Annotated in this window: 17 protein-coding genes; 7 read left to right on the forward strand and 10 right to left on the reverse strand. The window is 76.0% G+C overall.

Annotation, left to right across the window (positions count from 1 at the left end; genetic code table 11):
- Positions 1-19 precede the first annotated feature (19 nt).
- The 8 genes from F1641_RS05995 to F1641_RS06030 form a co-directional block, all read right to left on the reverse strand.
- Entirely contained in the window at positions 20-889 is an 870-nt protein-coding gene (locus tag F1641_RS05995; RefSeq protein ID WP_194903583.1) for an ABC transporter permease, read from the reverse strand.
- The gene (locus F1641_RS06000; protein WP_194903593.1) at positions 886-1,854 is read right to left on the reverse strand and encodes an ATP-binding cassette domain-containing protein; all 969 of its coding nucleotides are present in this window, start codon (positions 1,852-1,854) and stop codon (positions 886-888) included. Before F1641_RS06000 ends, F1641_RS05995 begins: the two co-directional genes overlap by 4 nt.
- 175 nt (positions 1,855-2,029) lie before the next feature.
- On the reverse strand, positions 2,030-3,211 hold the full coding sequence (locus F1641_RS06005; RefSeq protein WP_194903594.1) for an ABC transporter permease: 1,182 nt from the start codon (positions 3,209-3,211) through the stop codon (positions 2,030-2,032).
- Positions 3,208-3,786, reverse strand: coding sequence for a TetR/AcrR family transcriptional regulator (locus F1641_RS06010; RefSeq protein WP_194903595.1), 579 nt, complete (start codon positions 3,784-3,786; stop codon positions 3,208-3,210). The genes F1641_RS06005 and F1641_RS06010 overlap by 4 nt, the downstream gene beginning before the upstream one ends.
- A 92-nt stretch (positions 3,787-3,878) precedes the next feature.
- Complete coding sequence (locus F1641_RS22960; protein ID WP_194903607.1) at positions 3,879-4,454, reverse strand: phosphatase PAP2 family protein; 576 nt, start codon at positions 4,452-4,454, stop codon at positions 3,879-3,881.
- The gene (locus F1641_RS06020) at positions 4,451-4,789 is read right to left on the reverse strand and encodes a hypothetical protein (RefSeq protein ID WP_194903609.1); all 339 of its coding nucleotides are present in this window, start codon (positions 4,787-4,789) and stop codon (positions 4,451-4,453) included. Before F1641_RS06020 ends, F1641_RS22960 begins: the two co-directional genes overlap by 4 nt.
- A gap of 82 nt (positions 4,790-4,871) precedes the next feature.
- Entirely contained in the window at positions 4,872-5,723 is an 852-nt protein-coding gene (locus tag F1641_RS06025; protein WP_194903611.1) for a CoA ester lyase, read from the reverse strand.
- Positions 5,724-5,883: 160 nt separating this feature from the next.
- Positions 5,884-6,306 (reverse strand): hypothetical protein, encoded by a 423-nt coding sequence (locus tag F1641_RS06030; RefSeq protein WP_194903613.1) that lies wholly within the window; start codon positions 6,304-6,306, stop codon positions 5,884-5,886.
- Between the two features lie 194 nt (positions 6,307-6,500).
- Here F1641_RS06030 and F1641_RS06035 point away from each other — a divergent pair, with 194 nt between their 5' ends.
- The 6 genes from F1641_RS06035 (at position 6,501) to F1641_RS06060 (ending at position 14,415) form a co-directional block, all read left to right on the forward strand.
- The gene (locus F1641_RS06035; protein WP_194903615.1) at positions 6,501-6,734 is read left to right on the forward strand and encodes a hypothetical protein; all 234 of its coding nucleotides are present in this window, start codon (positions 6,501-6,503) and stop codon (positions 6,732-6,734) included.
- A 57-nt stretch (positions 6,735-6,791) separates the two neighbouring features.
- Positions 6,792-7,967, forward strand: a complete 1,176-nt coding sequence (locus F1641_RS06040; RefSeq protein WP_194903617.1) for an RtcB family protein — start codon at positions 6,792-6,794, stop codon at positions 7,965-7,967.
- An 87-nt stretch (positions 7,968-8,054) separates the two neighbouring features.
- Entirely contained in the window at positions 8,055-9,500 is a 1,446-nt protein-coding gene (locus F1641_RS06045) for a 3' terminal RNA ribose 2'-O-methyltransferase Hen1 (RefSeq protein ID WP_194903619.1), read from the forward strand.
- A complete protein-coding gene (locus F1641_RS06050) occupies positions 9,497-12,118 on the forward strand; it encodes a polynucleotide kinase-phosphatase (protein WP_194903621.1) in 2,622 nt (873 codons plus the stop codon). Before F1641_RS06045 ends, F1641_RS06050 begins: the two co-directional genes overlap by 4 nt.
- A gap of 317 nt (positions 12,119-12,435) precedes the next feature.
- The gene (locus F1641_RS06055; RefSeq protein WP_194903623.1) at positions 12,436-13,146 is read left to right on the forward strand and encodes a HEAT repeat domain-containing protein; all 711 of its coding nucleotides are present in this window, start codon (positions 12,436-12,438) and stop codon (positions 13,144-13,146) included.
- 216 nt (positions 13,147-13,362) lie between these two features.
- Positions 13,363-14,415 (forward strand): hypothetical protein, encoded by a 1,053-nt coding sequence (locus F1641_RS06060; RefSeq protein WP_194903626.1) that lies wholly within the window; start codon positions 13,363-13,365, stop codon positions 14,413-14,415.
- 30 nt (positions 14,416-14,445) lie between these two features.
- On the opposite strand, the gene F1641_RS06065 is transcribed toward F1641_RS06060, so the two are convergent.
- On the reverse strand, positions 14,446-15,210 hold the full coding sequence (locus F1641_RS06065) for an alpha/beta hydrolase family protein (RefSeq protein WP_194903627.1): 765 nt from the start codon (positions 15,208-15,210) through the stop codon (positions 14,446-14,448).
- Between the two features lie 83 nt (positions 15,211-15,293).
- On the opposite strand from F1641_RS06065, the gene F1641_RS06070 reads away from it, so the two are divergent.
- Positions 15,294-16,223 carry an aminoglycoside phosphotransferase family protein gene (locus F1641_RS06070; RefSeq protein WP_194903629.1) on the forward strand — a complete coding sequence of 310 codons (930 nt, stop codon included), beginning with the start codon at positions 15,294-15,296 and terminating at the stop codon, positions 16,221-16,223.
- 3 nt (positions 16,224-16,226) lie between these two features.
- On the opposite strand, the gene F1641_RS06075 is transcribed toward F1641_RS06070, so the two are convergent.
- Positions 16,227-16,571, reverse strand: a complete 345-nt coding sequence (locus F1641_RS06075; protein WP_194903633.1) for a hypothetical protein — start codon at positions 16,569-16,571, stop codon at positions 16,227-16,229.
- Between the last annotated feature and the right edge of the window lie 133 nt (positions 16,572-16,704).

Consider the following 16,704-nt stretch of genomic DNA (forward strand, 5'->3'; position numbering starts at 1 on the left):
TCGGGTCGTCAGGGAGGGCTCAGGCGTCGCGGCGCTGCAGCACCAGGGCGCCGGCGAGCACCGGGACTGCGGCCCAGCCGAGCAGGGTCAGCCAGGCCTCTCCGGTGCCGAGGGTGCCTCCGGTGGTCGAGGCCAGCGAGGAGCCGGCGACACCGGGGAGGTGGTCGTTGATGGCCACCACCCAGTCCCAGGTCACGAGCCCCAGCAGCGGCGGGGCCACGAACACGATGGCGGCGAGCACGGTGATGGCGGCCGCGGTGGTGCGGAACAGCAGCCCGAGCCCGAGGCCCAGGAGCGCCACCGCCACGAGGTAGGCGCAGTTGCCGAGGACGGCGAGCCAGGTGTCGGAGCTGGCCCAGTCCACGGTGGCGGCGTCGCCGTAGATCAGGCTCGCGACCCACAGGCTCGCCAGCGACAGCACCAGCGTGAACGGCACGAGCAGGCCCACCAGCACGGCGGTCTTGGCCACCACGAGCGGCCAGCGGCGCGGCAGTGCCATGAGGCTGGAGGAGATGGAGCCGGTGGCGTACTCCCCCGCCACGACCAGCGCCCCGAGGACCCCGAGCACCAGGGTCGAGAAGGTGCTGCTGGCCAGGGCGATGCCCACCGGGTCGGCGAGGCCGCCGGCGCCCGGCCCGCCCTGCGGCTGCTGGGCGTCGGGGTTGGACACCACGGCCGCCAGGAGCGCCGCGAACCCGACCGCCAGGCCGAGGGCGATGACGAGCGTCCACCAGGTGGAGCGCAGCGAGCGGAGCTTGGTCCACTCCGAGAGGACGGCGCGGGGCAGGCTCGCCCCGGCGGGAGCGGTGTGCTGGCCGTGGTGCGGCGAGCCGTGCTCGCGCTGGGAGGGCACCGCGTCCGTCGTCGTCCTGCTGGTCTGCGTGCTCATGCTGCGACCTCCTGCTGCTGCGCGGCGCCGTCCTGGGCGCCCGCCCGGGCACCGGTGGCGGGCTCGTCGGTGGTGTACTCGCGGGAGTCGCGGGTCAGGGCCATGTAGACCTGCTCCAGCGACGCCCTCTCGGTGTGCAGCTCGTGCAGCACGATGCCGCGCTCGGCGGCGACCTCCCCGATGCGGGCGGCGGTGGTGCCCGTGACCAGGAGCTCCCCCACCTCGACGTCGGTGACGGTGGCGCCGGCGCTGACCAGCAGGCGGCCCAGCTCGCCGGCCTGCGGCGAGTGGACCACCACCGGGCGGTCGCTGGCGCTGGAGATGAGGTCGTCGACCGTGGTGTCGGCGAGCAGCCGCCCGCGGCCGACGATGACGAGGCGCTCGGCGGTCAGCGCCATCTCGCTCATGAGGTGGGAGCTGACGAAGACGGTGCGGCCCTCGGCGGCCAGGCCGCGCAGCAGGGTGCGGATCCACAGCACGCCGTCGGGGTCGAGGCCGTTGACGGGCTCGTCGAGGATGATCGTGGCCGGGTCTCCGAGCAGCGCCGAGGCGATGCCGAGCCGCTGGCCCATGCCGAGGCTGAACCCGCCGGCGCGCTTGCGGGCCACGTCGTGCAGGCCGACGAGGTCGATCACCTCCGCCACGCGCCGGCGGCCGATGCCCTGGCTCTGCGCGAGGGCGAGCAGGTGGTCGTGGGCGCTGCGGCCCTTGTGCACGGCCTTGGCCTCCAGCAGCGTGCCGACCTCGGCGAGCGGGGTGCGGTGCTCGGCGTACGGCTTGCCGTTCACGGTGACGGATCCGGAGGTGGGGCGGTCGAGGCCGACGACCATGCGCATCGTGGTCGACTTGCCGGCGCCGTTCGGGCCGAGGAACCCCGTGACGTGGCCGGGGCTGACGGTGAAGCTGAGGTCGTCGACGGCGGTCTTCGCGCCGTAGCGCTTCACGAGGTGCTGGGCTTCGATCACGTCGTCGACGCTAGGCGGGGCGGCGCCGCGGCGCGCCCTCCTGAGGGCCCGTCCTGGTGGTGCCCTCGGGCACCGACCCCCTCCTCAGGTCGTGGGTCCCCCCCTCCCCGCCGTGATCATGGGATCCGTGCACACCGCCGTGCACAGATCCCATGATCACGACAGGCGGGGCGAGTCAGTCGGTGGCGGGGCGGGCGGGGCGGGCGGCGCGGACGGCGCGGACCTGGTGCCAGCGCGCCGCCACGAGGGCGACGACCGCACCGGCCACGGCCCAGGCGGCCACCACGAGCAGGCGCTGCCCGACGTCGGCGCCGTCGAAGTACGCGATGCGGCGCACCGCGTCGACGGCAGCGCCGTTGGGCAGCACCCCTGACAGCCACGCCCAGAACGGCGGCAGCAGCTCCGGCGGGTACGCACCCCCGGCGCTCGGGTTGCCCAGCACCACGAAGAGCAGCACGGCCAGGCCGATGCCGATCGTGCCGGCGAGCACCTGCAGGGCCATCGTCACCGAGGCGGCGGCCAGGACGACGAGCGCGCCGGTGCCCACGAGCCCCCAGAACGCGCCGGCGCCGTGGGGCAGGGCACCGAGCAGCGGCCCCACCACCAGGGCACCGCCGACGCCGGACAGCACGGCGTACGGCAGCACCGCCCCCAGCCGGATGGCGGCCCGGCGCAGCGTGGCCGGGCGCGACCCGCGGGCCACCCCCAGGAGGGCCGCGAGGAGGTACCCCCCGACCACCCAGCCGGTGACCAGGTAGAACCCCGACAACCCGCGGGAGTCGCCGCCGGCCGCGGGCACGACGTCCTGCACCGCCAGCGTGCGGCCCTGCGTGGCCTCGGCCTGCGTCAGCACGGTCTGCACCGCCGTCGCGGTCGCCGCGCCCCCGGCGGTGGTGACGAGCAGCTGGTCCTGCGTGGACGTCGCGCTGATGACGAGGACGGCGCTGGTGGCGTCGTCGGTGAGCGCGGCCCGGGCGGCGTCGGCGTCGGTGGAGGCCGTGGCGTCGAGCGGGCCCCCGTCGATGCCGTTCAGCGCGCTCGCGGCCTGGTCGGCCACCTGCTGGGTCGGGCCGACGACGTTCACGGCCACGTCGCGCGGCACCGGGTCGTGGAAGGCGCCGACGTAGCTGAGCACGAAGCCCAGCTGCAGCAGGAGGACGCCGACGACGAGGGCCAGCGTGCGCGGGGCGACGGCGTCGCGGAGCTCCTCGCGCAGGGTCGACCCGGACCCCGGCCCGGCCCCGGACCCCGACCCGTGGGGGCGGTGGGCCTCGCGCAGGCGGTCCAGGCGCGTGTCGGCGCGGTGCGCCGCGTGGTGGTCGGGGTGCTGGCCGGGGTGGGTCTCGGTGCTGCTCATCGGGGGTCTCCGGGGGTGAGGACGCTGTCGACGAGCTGCTCGCACAGCTCGGGGGTGAGGGGCTCGCCGGTGATGAGCCGGCGGTAGAAGAGGGGGCCGACCAGGCGGTCCGCGGTCAGGCCGAGGTCGGTGCCGACCGGGAGCAGGCCGGCGTCGGCCGCAGCGCTCAGGTGCTCGACGAGGTCGGTGCGGTGGCGGGCGACGATCTCGGCGCGGTGCGCCTCCAGCGCCGGCTCGCGGGCCACCAGCTCCAGCAGGGCGGGCAGCGCACGGACCCAGGCCCCGGTGGCCAGCTGCTCGGCGGTGGCCGTGACGCGCCGGACGAGCACGTCGCGGGGCGACTCCCCCGCCGCCGCGGGACCCCCCGGAGCGACCTCGGGCAGCACGGCGTCGACCGCGGCCCGCAGCACGTCGGTGCTGGTCGGGAAGTGGCGGTAGATGGTCGACCGGGCCACGCCGGTGCGCTGGACGACGGCGTCGACGGTCACGCCGCCGGGGCCGTCGGCGAGCAGCAGCTCAGCCGCCCCTCGGACCACGGCGGCGCGCGACCTCAGCGCCCTCGGGTCGCTCGACACGAGCCCACCTCGCTCTCGCTCATCTTCAGTACGAAACAGTACTGTAGCGAAAAGACGGCACGACGCCACCACCGCGGTGCGGCGCCGCCCGCTCAGCCGGCCGCCACGAGGGCGACGAGCCCGGCCGCCAGACCCGTGAGCGCCCCGGCGACCACCTGCCCTCGGGTGTGCACCGACAGCGCGAGCCGCGACCAGCACACGACCACCGCCAGGGGCGCGCCGAGCAGCGCCCACGGCCCGAGCGCCGAGACCAGCGCCACCAGCGACGCGGTGGCCGTGGCCGCGTGCAGCGACACCTTCCACCGCAGGGACGCGACGGCGAGAAGGCCCAGCAGCACGGCCATCGCGGTCATCAGCACGACCAGCTCGCGGGGCGCCCCGGGCGCCGCCACCAGCGCGACGGCCGCCGCGACGCCGACGAGCGCCGCGCCCAGCACGCGCGGCCGGTCGCCGCGGTGCGGGAGGTGGTGGCCGACGACGCGGCCCGTGCGCACGAGGTGCACCACGAGCAGCAGCCCGGGCGCCACGGCGACGACCGCCGCCAGCGCCGCCAGCCCCAGGCCCCGCCACCCGCCGGCTGACGCGCCGACCACGAGGGGCACCACCGCGGCGAGCACCGCAGGGGCACCCGCCTCCGAGGCCCACCGCGCCCAGCGCGGCGCGCTCACGCGTCGAGCGGGTCGGGCAGGAGGCTGGAGCGCGGCACCTCGACCACGTCTCCGGCGAGGTCCCTCAGGCGCGCGGACGTGCGGGTCAGCGACTGCACCGTCCACGGCTGGCGCAGGTCGGGGTGGGGGCCGGAGCGGACCACCGTGGCGCCCGGCACCGGCAGGTGCCCCTCGACCCCGGCGGCGTGGACGACGTGCAGCGCCGTGGCGGCCGCGGCGTCGGCGGCCAGCGCCGCGGCGTCCTCGGCGTCGGCCTCCGCGGGGACGGCGAGGGTGAGCAGCACCGTCACGAGGCGCTGCTCACCCCCGGGGGTGTCTCGGCCGGCGTCGTCCACGCCCACCAGGCTGCCAGCCCGCACCGACAGCCCGGCGCCGCGGCAGCTGGCGGGGCCGAGCGGCCGCGCGCCGGCCGGCCCGTCAGGACGCCTGGACGAGCCCCAGCGCCGTCGCCAGCGTCATGATCTTGCGGGCGCGGCCCAGGCGCGGCAGGTCGGAGCCGTCGCGGACGACGCGGCCGCGGGCCTCGAAGTCCTCGAGGAAGTCCTGCGCCCAGGCGATGTCGGACTGGGTGGGGCTGATGACCTCGTTGATGACCGGCACCTGCTCGGTCTGCAGGCAGAGCTTGCCCGTCAGGCCCAGCGCCACCGTCAGGGCGGACTGCTCGCGCAGCACGGCGTGGCTCGAGCCGACGGTCGGGCCGTCGATCGGGCCCGGCAGGCCGCCGATGCGGCTGGCGACCACGAGGCGCGAGCGCGGGTACGCCATCGCCAGGTCGTCGGCGGCGGTGCCGGTGTCGCGGCGGTAGTCGCCGCTGCCGAAGGCGAGGCGGAACGCGCCGCGGGCGCGGGCGATGCGCACGGACTCCTCGATGCCGAGGGCCGACTCCACCAGCGCGATGACCGGCAGCGAGCCGCCGAGACGGTCGAAGGTCTCGGTGACGTGCTCGGGCGCCTCGGCCTTGGCGAGCATGACGCCGGCCAGCCCGCCGCCGGCAGCGGCGGCCTGGGCGAGCTCGCGGACGTCGTCCTCCCAGAAGGAGGTGGTCCGGTCGTTGATGCGCACCCACGCGCTGTGGCCGCTGGACGCCAGCCAGTCGATGACGCCCTGGCGCGCCTCGGCCTTGTTGGCCGGGTCGACGGCGTCCTCGACGTCGAGGATGACCTGGTCGGCGCGCGAGCGCGCGGCGGGCTCGAAGGCCTCGGTGCGGGCGGCGTTGACGAGCAGCCAGGAACGCGCGATCTGGGCGTCCACGCCTCGGGTGGTGGGCATGCGGGGCTGCTCCTCGGTGGTGCGGCGGCCCGGCCGGGCGCGGCGCTGCGGTCATCGGTCGGTCCCGAGTCCTACCACGGGCGTGCACGCCCCGCCGGACGCCGCCGGTGCTGCAGAGATCCACCTCACTCGCGGCGCCGGCCGCGCGACAGCTCCCCCGTCAGGCGGTGCGGCGCGCCCCGCCGAACGCCCAGGCAGCCAGCCAGACGGTCACGACGGTGGTGATGACGGCGCCGGGCACGTGCACGGCCAGGCCGGTGTGGTCACCCGTCCACGCCTGGGCGAAGCCGACGACGAGGGCGAGGACCGCCAGGGCCGCGGGCCACACGGGCCCGCGCGTCGCGCGCTGCAGCCAGAGGGCCGCCAGCACCGCGAGCCCCTGCACCACGTGCAGGGCGATCGCACCCCCTGCGTGGACCCCCTCGGCACCGGAGGTGCCGCTCAGCAGCTGGCCGGCGCTGAGGAACTGGAGCACCACGACCAGCACGGAGAGCACCGCAGCGCCCTGGAACAGGCGCAGCGCGCCGGTGGGGGCGGCGCTGCGGCCGTCGGCGCTGCGGGTGGTGGCGGTGCTCGAGCTCACGGGGACCCCTCTCGGCATCGCCCGGTGGGCGACCTGCTACCCGACCCTCGAGTAGTGGAAATCTTGACGACAACGGTAGGCGGGGCCGCCCGCACCGTCGAGGCGGACCCGCCGAGAACACCTTGTGAGGTGGGCGTGCGCCACCCGGGCGCACGCGCACTCAAGATCACCTGGCTCCGCGCCGATACGCAGCCATGACCGCCACGCTCGCCGCGCACGTCGACCGCTGGGCCCACGAGATCGTGGCGTCCGGGACGCCCGTCGAGGTGCACCCCGACCACGGCGCGTCGCTGGCCTCCGCGTGCCGCGGCGAGACGGCGAGCGACCTGCCCCAGGCGCTCGTGGCCGTGGCGCGCCGGCTCCCCGAGGGCGACCTCGCCTCCCTCGAGGCGCGCCTGGCGCGCAGCATCGCCCGCGCCTCCGCCTGACGGCCGCGGCGCCGGCGACCACCGGAAAGCTGTTGACCCGCCCCGCAGGATGACGGGGTGGAGAAGATCAACGACCGGCTGCTGTCCTGGGCCTCGATCCTCGAGGAGGAGACCAGGGCGCAGGCCCTCGCGACCGCGCGGATGCCCTTCGTGTTCCCGCACGTCGCCCTCATGCCCGACGCGCACCTCGGCAAGGGAGCCACCGTCGGCTCCGTCATCCCGACGCAGCGCTCCCTCATCCCCGCCGCGGTGGGGGTCGACATCGGCTGCGGCATGCATGCGGTGCTCACGCCACTGACCGCGGACGACCTGCGCTCCCACGGCTCGCTGGCCCCGCTGCGGGAGAGCATCGCCGCCGCCGTCCCCCTGTCGGCGGGTCGCTACAACGAGGTCCTGACGACGACGGCGGCCGCGCGCACCACCGAGCTGGAGGCCCTCGCCGAGCGGGCGCGCTTCGACCCCGGCGTCGCGACCCCGAACTGGAGGCTGCAGCTCGGCTCGCTCGGGTCCGGCAACCACTTCATCGAGGTCTCCCTCGACGAGCAGGACCGGGTGTGGGTGTTCCTCCACTCCGGCTCGCGCGGCGTCGGCAACAAGATCGCCCTGCGGCACATCGCCGTCGCGGCGGAGCTGTGCGAGCGCTGGTGGGTCGACCTGCCGCACCCCGACCTCGCCTACCTCGTGGAGGGCACGGACGAGTTCTGGGCCTACGTCCGCGAGCTGCGGTGGGCGCAGGAGTTCGCGCGGCTCAACCGGGCGGAGATGGTCGACCGGGTGGTGGGGTGCGTGGAGGAGTTCGTCGGCCGCGACCTCGAACGCCTCGAGGAGGTGTCCTGCCACCACAACTACACGGAGCAGGAGCGCCACTTCGGGCGGGAGGTCTGGCTGTCCCGCAAGGGGGCGATCTCCGCGAGGGAGGGGCAGCTCGGGCTCATCCCCGGGTCGATGGGTGACAGGTCCTACGTCGTCGTCGGCAAGGGGAACCGGGTGGCGCTGGACAGCGCGCCGCACGGCGCGGGCCGGGCGCTCTCGCGGGCGAAGGCGCGGCGGACCTTCACGCAGGAGGACCTCCGCGAGCGCATGGGCGGTGTCGAGTGGGACGCCGCGTCGACGGCGTTCCTCGACGAGCACCCGGGCGCCTACAAGCCCATCGACGTCGTCATGGCCGACGCGGCGGACCTCGTGGAGGTCCGGCACGAGCTGCGGCAGGTCGTGAACGTCAAGGGCGACTGACCACAGCTCGACAGTCCGTGATCATGGGCGCCCGCCACCCTGCGGTGGCGGACGTCCATGATCACGAGGGGTGGAGAGGATGGGGCCGTGCTCCTGACGATCAGCGCGGCGGCGTCGCCGGCGATGCCCACCGCGAGCGACCTCGGCTTCCTGCTGCACAAGCACCCCGACAGGGCGCAGTCGACCGAGGTCTTCGGCGGCACCGCGCACGTGCTGTGGCCGCAGGCCGACGAGCAGCGCGCCACCGCGGCGCTGCTGCTCGACGTCGACACCGCCGCCCTCCAGCGCAGCCGCGGGCGCGGCAGCACGCCCGAGGGGTTCGCCCTGGCCGACCACGTCAACGACCGGCCGTACGCCGCGAGCTCGCTGCTCGCCGTCGCCCTGGGCAAGGTCTTCAGGACGGCGCTGGCCGGGCGCTGCGACGCCCGGCCCGAGCTGCCGGGGGCGGCCCTCCCCCTCGAGGTCCACGTGCCGTCCCTGGTCAGCCGGGGCGGGGCGGCGCTCGTGCGGCGCCTGTTCGAGCCGCTGGGCTGGGAGGTCGACGCCGCCGCGCAGCCGCTCGACCCGCACGTGCCGGCGTGGGGAGACAGCCGCGTGGTCGACACGCGCCTGCGCGGCACCCTGCGCCTGGCCGACGCGCTCAGCCAGCTGTACGTGCTGCTGCCCGTCCTCGACGACGCCAAGCACTACTGGGTCAGCGCCGACGAGGTCGACAAGCTGGTGCGCGCCGGCGGCGACTGGCTGCCGACGCACCCCGACCGCGACCTCGTCATGACCCGCTACCTGCGCCACCAGCGCTCCCTGGTGCGCGACGCCGTCGCCCGACTCGACGACGTCGAGGGCCTCCCCCTCGACACCGGCGACGGCGCCGCGGACAAACCGACGGCGACGGCGACTGCGACGGGCGCGGGGCGGCCCGCGCCGCTGGCGGTGCTGCGCCGCGAGGCCGTGCTCGCCGTGCTCCGCGAGGCCGGTGCCGCGAGCGTCGTCGACCTCGGCTGCGGAGAGGGCGGCCTCGTGCGCGAGCTGCTGCGCGACCCGCGCTTCACGCGCGTGGTCGGCGCCGACGTCTCCGCCCGCGAGCTCGACAGGGCGGCCCGCCGCATCGGCACGGACCGCCTGCCCGACACCGTCGCCGCGAGGCTGGAGCTGCTGCAGACCTCCGCGACGTACCGCGACGAGCGCCTCGCCGGCGTCGACGCCGTCACGCTGGTGGAGGTGGTCGAGCACCTCGACCCGCCGCGGCTGCCCGCGCTGGAGCGCAGCGTCTTCTTGCACGCGCGCCCGCGCACCGTCGTCGTCACCACGCCCAACGCGGAGCACAACGTCCGCTACCCGGGCCTGGCCGCCGGGGCGTTCCGGCACCCGGACCACCGCTTCGAGTGGACCCGTGCCGAGCTCGCCGCCTGGGCGGAGCAGGTGGCCGAGCGCCACGGCTACGCCGTCGACCTCCGCCCGGTCGGCGACGACGACGCCGAGGTGGGGCCGCCCACGCAGATGGCGGTCTTCACCCGGATCGAGGAGGCAGCATGAGCGAGAGGGTCCTGGAGGTCCCCGACCTGAGCCTCGTCGTCCTCGTCGGCGCCAGCGGCTCCGGCAAGTCGACGTTCGCGGCGCAGCACTTCGGGCCGTTCGAGGTGGTCTCCTCCGACCACTGCCGCGGGCTCGTCGCCGACGACGTCAACGACCAGGCCGCCACGTCCGACGCGTTCGACGTGCTCCACCACATCGCGGGGGTCCGCCTGCGCCGCGGCAACCTCACCGTGGTCGACGCCACCAACGTCCAGTCCGACGCGCGACGCCAGCTCGTGGCACTGGCCCGCGAGCACGACGTGCTGCCGGTGGCCGTCGTGCTCGACCTGCCCGAGCGGGTCTGCCTGGAGCGCAACGCCGCCCGGCCCGACCGCGACTTCGGCGCGCACGTGGTCAAGCGCCACCGAGACGCGCTGCGCCGGTCGCTGCGGTCGCTGCGCCGCGAGGGGTTCCGCACGGTGCACGTGCTGAGCTCGGTGGAGGAAATGGCGGCGGCGCGGGTCGTGCGCACCCCGCTGCGCTCCGACCTCCGCGGCGATCACGGGCCCTTCGACGTCATCGGTGACGTGCACGGCTGCCGCTCCGAGCTGGAGACCCTGCTCGGCGAGCTCGGCTACGCCGTCACGCGCGACGAGCGCGGCCGCCCGGTGGACGCGGCGCACCCCGAGGGCCGCCGCGCGGTGTTCCTGGGCGACCTCGTCGACAGGGGCCCGGACACCCCCGGCGTCCTGCGCCTGGCGATGGGCATGGTCGAGGCCGGGCACGCGCTCGCCGTCCCCGGCAACCACGAGGCCAAGCTGGTGCGCGCCCTCGACGGCCGCGACGTCTCCGTCACCCACGGCCTGGAGACCACGCTCGCCCAGATCGCCGCCATCGAGGACGACGACGAGCGCCGCGCCTTCCGCGAGCGCGTCCGCGCGTTCGCGGACGGGCTGGTGAGCCACCTGGTGCTGGACGGAGGGAAGCTCGTCGTGGCGCACGCGGGGCTGAGAGAGAGCTACCACAACCGGGCGTCGGGGAGGGTGCGCAGCTTCGCGCTGTACGGCGACACGACGGGCGAGTCCGACGAGTTCGGGCTGCCGGTGAGGCTCGACTGGGCGCGCGACTACCGCGGCAGCGCGACGGTGCTCTACGGGCACGTGCCGACGCCGGAGCTGGAGTGGGTGAACGGGACGCTGTGCCTGGACACGGGCGTGGTGTTCGGGGGGAGGCTGTCGGCGCTGCGGTGGCCGGAGCGCGAGACCGTGCAGGTGCCGGCCGAGGCCGTGCACTACGAGCCGGTGCGCCCCCTGGTGGCCGAGCAGCCCGTGAGGGACGACGACGACCTCGCCCTCACCGACGTCGTCTCGGTGGACGGCCAGGGCCGCGGCGTCGAGACGCGCCTGGCGGGGCGGGTCGCCGTCGCGGCCGAGCAGGCGGCGGGGGCGCTGGAGGTGATGAGCCGGTTCGCGGTGGACCCGCACCTGCTCTGGTACCTCCCGGCGACGATGGCTCCGGCCGGTGGCTGGGCGGAGGCGCCCGACCTGCTGGAGCACCCGCAGGGGGCGTTCGAGGCGTACCGGAAGGTGGGCGTCACGGACCTGCTGTGCGAGGAGAAGCACATGGGCTCGCGCGCGGTGGTGCTCGTGGCGCGCTCGCGCGAGGGGTTGCGGCCGTGGTCGAGCGCGGGCGGGGTGGTGCACACGCGGACCGGCCGGTCGTTCTTCGGCGAGGAGCTGACGGTCGCGCTGCTCGACGGCGTGCGCGCCGCGGCGGAGCGGGCGGGGCTCTGGGACGAGCTCTGCGGCAGCCCGTCGTCTGCCGCTCGAGAGGAGCAGTGGCTGCTGCTCGACGCCGAGCTGCTCCCCTGGTCGGCCAAGGCCGAGGAGCTCCTGCGGGGCCAGTACGCCGCGGTCGGCGCGGCAGCGCGGGCGGCGCTCCCCGCGGCCGTCGTCGTCCTGGAGCAGGCGGCGGCGCGGGGGCAGGACGTCGGGGCGCTGCTGGAGCGCACCCGCCGGCGCGAGGTCGACGCGGCGGCCTTCACCGAGGCCTACCGCCGGTACGTGTGGCCCACGGGAGTCGGCGAGGGCCGGCTCGACGGCGTGCGGCTGGCCCCGTTCCAGGTGCTCGCCGCCGGCACGGGCGGGGGCGCTGGCACCTTCGGCGACCGCGACCACGGGTGGCACCTCGCGGTGGCCGACCGGCTGGTCGAGGCCGACCCCCAGCTGTTCCGCACCACCAGGCGCCTCCGGGTGGACGCGGCCGACGCGGCGTCGTGCGGGGCCGGCACCACCTGGTGGACCGAGCTGACCGGCGCTGCTGGTCAGTGGGGTGAGGGGATGGTGGTGAAGCCCTTCGCCGGCGCGGCCCTGCGCGGGCCGAAGGGCGTGGTGCAGCCGGGGATGAAGGTCCGCGGCGCGGAGTACCTGCGCCTCGTCTACGGGCCCGGGTACACCCGCGACCTGGAGCGGCTGAAGCAGCGCCAGCTCGGGCGCAAGCGGAGCCTCGCGCTGCGCGAGCACGCGCTCGGGGTGGAGTCGCTGGCGCGCCTGGCCGACGGCGAGCCGCTGTGGCGGGTCCACGAGGCGGTGTTCGCGGTGCTCGCCCTGGAGTCGGAGCCCGTCGACCCCCGCCTCTGACGCCCCCCTCCCCCCTCGCAGCCGAGCGCCCCGTTGCGGTTCCCCCACCCCCCAGAACCGCAGCCGAGCGCCTCATTGCGGTTCCCCCACCCCCCAGAACCGCAGCCGAGCGCCCCGTTGCGGTTCCCCCACCCCCCAGAACCGCAGCCGAGCGCCCCGTTGCGGTTCCCCCACCCCCCAGAACCGCAGCCGAGCGCCTCATTGCGGTTCCCCCACCCCCCAGAACCGCAGCCGAGCGCCTCGCTGCGGTTCTGAGGGGTGCGGTTGGCCCACCACCCCGCCAAGCCGTTGACTGGGTCGAGGAGGTGGTCGGCACCATGACGACGGACAGCACGGACGGCGCGGGGAGCCGCGGGGCGGTGGCCGCGCTCGAGTCTCCCCAGGTGGAGGTCAGGCTGCGGGCCGCCATGGCCCTCGGGACCTGGCCGGCCGAGGAGCACCTCGACGGCATCGTGCGGCGGTGCGCCGTGGAGCCCGACCCCTACGTCCGCGAGACGCTGTCCTGGGCGCTGACCCGCCTGCCGCCCGCGCTCGTCCTGGCCAGGGTGCGGCCGGAGCTGGACCGCCCGGTCGCGCAGGCGCGCGCCCAGGCGCTGCACGTGCTGTCGAAGGTCGGCGACCGGGTCGCGCGGCCCTGGGTGACGCCGGAGCTGATCGCCGACCCCGACGACGCCGTCGCCCGGACCGCCTGGCGCACCGCCGTCGCCCTGACCCCGCTCCCCGACGACGACGCCGGCGGCACCCCGCTCGACGCCGAGGCGGAGGCCGAGCGCACCGAGCTCGCGGAGCTGCTCGGCCAGCAGCTGGGCCGCGGCGACCGCGACGTCCGCCGGGCCCTCAGCCGCTCCCTGGTGCAGCTGGGCCCTGCCGCCACCGCCGTCCTCAAGCGCGCGACGAGCTCGCCCCGGCCCGAGGTCGCCGAGCACGCGAGGACGTCGCTGCTGATGGCGCACGACCCGGCGGCGGCCTTCGCCTTCGACGTCCAGGCCGCTGCGCGCTCCGCCACCCAGGCCGACGACGGCTCCTGACCCTGGCGCCGCGCCGCGCCATGCCCACCCCTCGACGATCATGCAGCTCCGCGCCACCGGACATCCTCACCCGGGCGATGTGGCGCGGAACCGCATGGTCGTCGCCGAGGTCGAGGGCGGCGTCCTGCGACGGCGGAGTCCAGGGCCAAGAGCCACCCGTTCCTGACCCCGGACTCCGCCGTCGCGGTGATCGGCTCGCTGCGCCAGGGTGGCGCCGTGGCTGACGGACTCGTCGACGGCATCCAGCGGGCCACCTTCGGCGCCGTCCCCACGAGCACCGTCGACGACTGGCTGCACCGCCACGTCCGCGAGCGCCTGGGCGCGGACGTCGAGGAGGTGGTGCTGAGGTCGGGTCGCGTGAACGCGGTCTTCGGCCTGCTGCTGGCCGGTGGGGAGCGCGTCGTCGTCAAGGTCCAGCGCGGCCAGCTCGACGAGGGGCGCACCGCCACCCTCGCCGCCGCCGTGGCGGCCCAGCGGCTGCTCGCAGACGCCGGCTACCCGTGCCCGTCGCCGCTCGACGGTCCCGCGACCACCGGCGGTCTGACCGCGACGGTCGACACCTGGCTCGACGACGGCGTGCCCGGTGACGCCCACGAGCCGGCGACCCGTCGGGCGGTCGCCCGCAGCCTCGCGGAGCACGTGGAGCTGCTGCGCGCCCTGCCCGCCGGGACCCGCGAGGCGCTGCGCCACCCGCCGGCCTGGGCCGTCTACCAGCGCGGGCCGTGGCCGGTCCCGCACGACCCGGTCTTCGACTTCTCCACCACGGCGCCGGAGCACGCGTGGATCGACGAGGTGGCCGCCCGCGCCGCCGTCGTCCTGACCCGCCCCGGAGCGCGGGACCACGAGCGGGTGGTCGGCCACAGCGACTGGTACTGCGGCAACCTGCGGTTCTCCCCCTCCTCCGGGGAGCGGGCCGATGACGGCGACGTGCGGGTGGCCAGCAGCTGGGACTGGGACAGCGTCGTGGTGGAGAGCGAGCCCGTCATCGCCGGCATGGCGGCAGCGTCGTTCACCGACAGCAGCACCAGCGGTGCGCAGGCGCCGACGCCGGAGGAGGCCGCGGCGTTCCTGGCCGAGGTCGACGCCGCCCGAGACCGCTCGTCCACGCGCGACGAGCAGCGCACCGCTGCCGCGATGGTCACCTGGACGCTCGCGTACAACGCCCGCTGCCTGGTCGACGTCGCCGCGATGGGCTTCCCGCTGCCGCAGGGGTCGACGTCGGAGGCCCTCGCCGAGCACGGCGACGCCTACCTGCACCTGCGCTGGTGACGCCCCCGCCCGCGAGCGCGCGGAGGGACGTCAGCGCGTGCGCAGGGGCAGCCAGGCGAGGACGTCCCGGATGGTGCGGTCCCAGTAGCCCCACTCGTGGTCGCCGGGGTCGAAGCCGTCGGTGACGTCGAACCCGCGCTCGCGGGCGGCCGCGGAGAAGCGGCGGTTGGACCCGACGAGCGCGTCCTCCGTGCCGCACCGCACGTAGAGCGCCGGCGCCGAGGCCGGGTCGACCCGGTCGAGCAGCGCGAACAGGTCTGCCGAGGTGCCCGCGGCGGGTGCGTCGAGCACGTGGGCGAACACCCCGAAGGCGTCGTCGGCCTGCAGCTCGGCGATGTCGAGCGCCCCCGACAGGCTCGCCGCCGCGGCGAACCGCTCCGGCTGGCGCAGCCCCGACAGCAGGGCCCCGTACCCGCCCATCGAGAGCCCGGCGACGAAGGTGTCCTCACGGGCCGTCGAGACGCGGAAGAAGCGCTGGACGACGGCGGGCAGCTCCTCCGACACGAACTCCCAGTACGCCCCCGAGTGCGTGCCGTCGAGGTAGAAGCTGCGCGCCACCTGCGGCATGACGACGGCGAGGCCCAGCTCGGCGGCGTACCTCTCGACGGAGGTGCGGCGCGTCCAGGTGGTGCAGTCGTCGGAGAGGCCGTGCAGCAGGTAGAGCACCGGCGGCGGCTCGTCACCCGTCGCGCTCGCCATGCCGATCTGCGACGCGGCGGGCTGGGGCAGCACGACCTGCATCGACGTGGACAGCCCGAGGGCGTCGGAGAAGAAGTCGCAGCGGGCCAGAGCCATCGTCGGGCACCTCTCGTCGGTCGAGCACTGACCGCCCCAGCAGACCAGGGCTCGTCCGGCGCCGCGAGGTCTAGCGTGCCGGGATGGTCCTGACCGTGCCGAGCAACCTGGCCCACGGCACCGCGCGCAGCGGTGACCCGGCCCGGGTCGCGTGGCTGGACGCGCTGCCCGGCGTCGTCGCCGAGCTCGCCGAGCGGTGGGGGCTGCGGCTCGGTGACCCGTTCGAGCCCGGGGGCACCTGCTCGTGGGTGGCGCCGGCGCACGACGCGGCGGGTCGCGACGCGGTGCTCAAGGTCGCGTGGCGGCACTGGGAGGCCCGCGACGAGGCGGCGGGCATGGCCGCGTGGGCGGGCGCGGGCGCCGCGGAGGTCTTCGCCGTCGACGACCGGCCCCCTTCGCCCTCCGGAGGAGGCGGGGGTGGCGACGGCGGGACGACGGCGCTGCTCCTGGAGCGCTGCCGCCCGGGGACCCCGCTCACGGAGCTGCCGGTCGCCGAGCAGCACGGCGTCATCGGGGCGCTGCTGCGCCAGCTGCACGCGGTGCCGCTCGCGGACGGTCACGTGTTCCGGTCGCTGACGAGCCTGTGCGACGCGTGGGGCGCGTCAGCGGAGCGCGGTCACGCCGAGCACCCGGAGGCGCTCGACGCGGGGTTGGTGCGCGAGGGCCTGCGCCTGTGGCACGACCTCCCCCGCGACGCCGGCCGCCGGGACCTGCTGGTCACGGACCTGCACGCGGCCAACGTCCTGTCGGCCGAGCGCGAGCCCTGGCTGCTCGTGGACCCGAAGCCGCACGTGGGCGACCCCCACTACGACGTCGTCCAGCACCTGCTCAACTGCGAGGTCGAGCTGCACGCCGACCCGGCCGGGCTGGCCCGGAGGGTCGCCGGGGAGGCGGACCTCGACGGCGACCGCGTGGTGCGGTGGCTGTTCGCGCGGTGCGTGCAGGAGTGCTGGGAGTGGGCCGCCCTGCGGCCCGTGGCGCGGCGGCTGGCCGCAGACGCAGCGGTGCGCTGAGCGTCAGGCGGAGCGGCGCGAGCGCAGCAGCGCGCCCTCGGCCTCGGCGACCAGGTCGACGTCGTCGAGCGCGAGGGAGAAGTCGAGGACGTCGTCCCAGCTGATGGTGGACCCCGCGCGCTCCTCGAGCGCCTCGGCGGGCACGTCCCACGGCTCGGCCGTGACGCCGCCGGTGCTGAGCAGGCGGACGACCTCGTCGGTCGCGTGGCGGCGCACCTCGTCGGTGCAGGTGGGGCAGTGGAACGCGTAGAAGCTCCACGCCGAGACCGAGCAGACGACCAGCCGCACCTGGGGAGACGCCAGCTCGACGTCGCCGCAGCCCGGGCAGGTGGCCTTGATGGTGGTCATGCGGGGTGGGTCCTTCCGGTCGTGGTGCTGCCCCGTCTCCGACGGGGCCGACACACCTCCATCGGCCCGACCCCACGGGGAGTTGAGTGCTCCTCCGCTCCAGCGCCAGACCCCTCGCGTCTCCCCTTCGGCC

Source organism: Quadrisphaera sp. INWT6, from assembly GCF_015390235.1.
Classification (GTDB): domain Bacteria; phylum Actinomycetota; class Actinomycetes; order Actinomycetales; family Quadrisphaeraceae; genus Quadrisphaera.

What these genes read in the sequence shown, in the direction of transcription:
- F1641_RS05995 (WP_194903583.1), bottom strand. Translation starts at nt 889, where the DNA reads ATGAGCACGCAGACCAGCAGGACGACGACGGACGCGGTGCCCTCCCAG.
- F1641_RS06005 (WP_194903594.1), bottom strand. Translation starts at nt 3,211, where the DNA reads ATGAGCAGCACCGAGACCCACCCCGGCCAGCACCCCGACCACCACGCG.
- F1641_RS06025 (WP_194903611.1), bottom strand. Translation starts at nt 5,723, where the DNA reads ATGCCCACCACCCGAGGCGTGGACGCCCAGATCGCGCGTTCCTGGCTG.
- F1641_RS06035 (WP_194903615.1), top strand. Translation starts at nt 6,501, where the DNA reads ATGACCGCCACGCTCGCCGCGCACGTCGACCGCTGGGCCCACGAGATC.
- F1641_RS06050 (WP_194903621.1), top strand. Translation starts at nt 9,497, where the DNA reads ATGAGCGAGAGGGTCCTGGAGGTCCCCGACCTGAGCCTCGTCGTCCTC.
- F1641_RS06055 (WP_194903623.1), top strand. Translation starts at nt 12,436, where the DNA reads ATGACGACGGACAGCACGGACGGCGCGGGGAGCCGCGGGGCGGTGGCC.
- F1641_RS06065 (WP_194903627.1), bottom strand. Translation starts at nt 15,210, where the DNA reads ATGGCTCTGGCCCGCTGCGACTTCTTCTCCGACGCCCTCGGGCTGTCC.
- F1641_RS06070 (WP_194903629.1), top strand. Translation starts at nt 15,294, where the DNA reads ATGGTCCTGACCGTGCCGAGCAACCTGGCCCACGGCACCGCGCGCAGC.
- F1641_RS06075 (WP_194903633.1), bottom strand. Translation starts at nt 16,571, where the DNA reads ATGACCACCATCAAGGCCACCTGCCCGGGCTGCGGCGACGTCGAGCTG.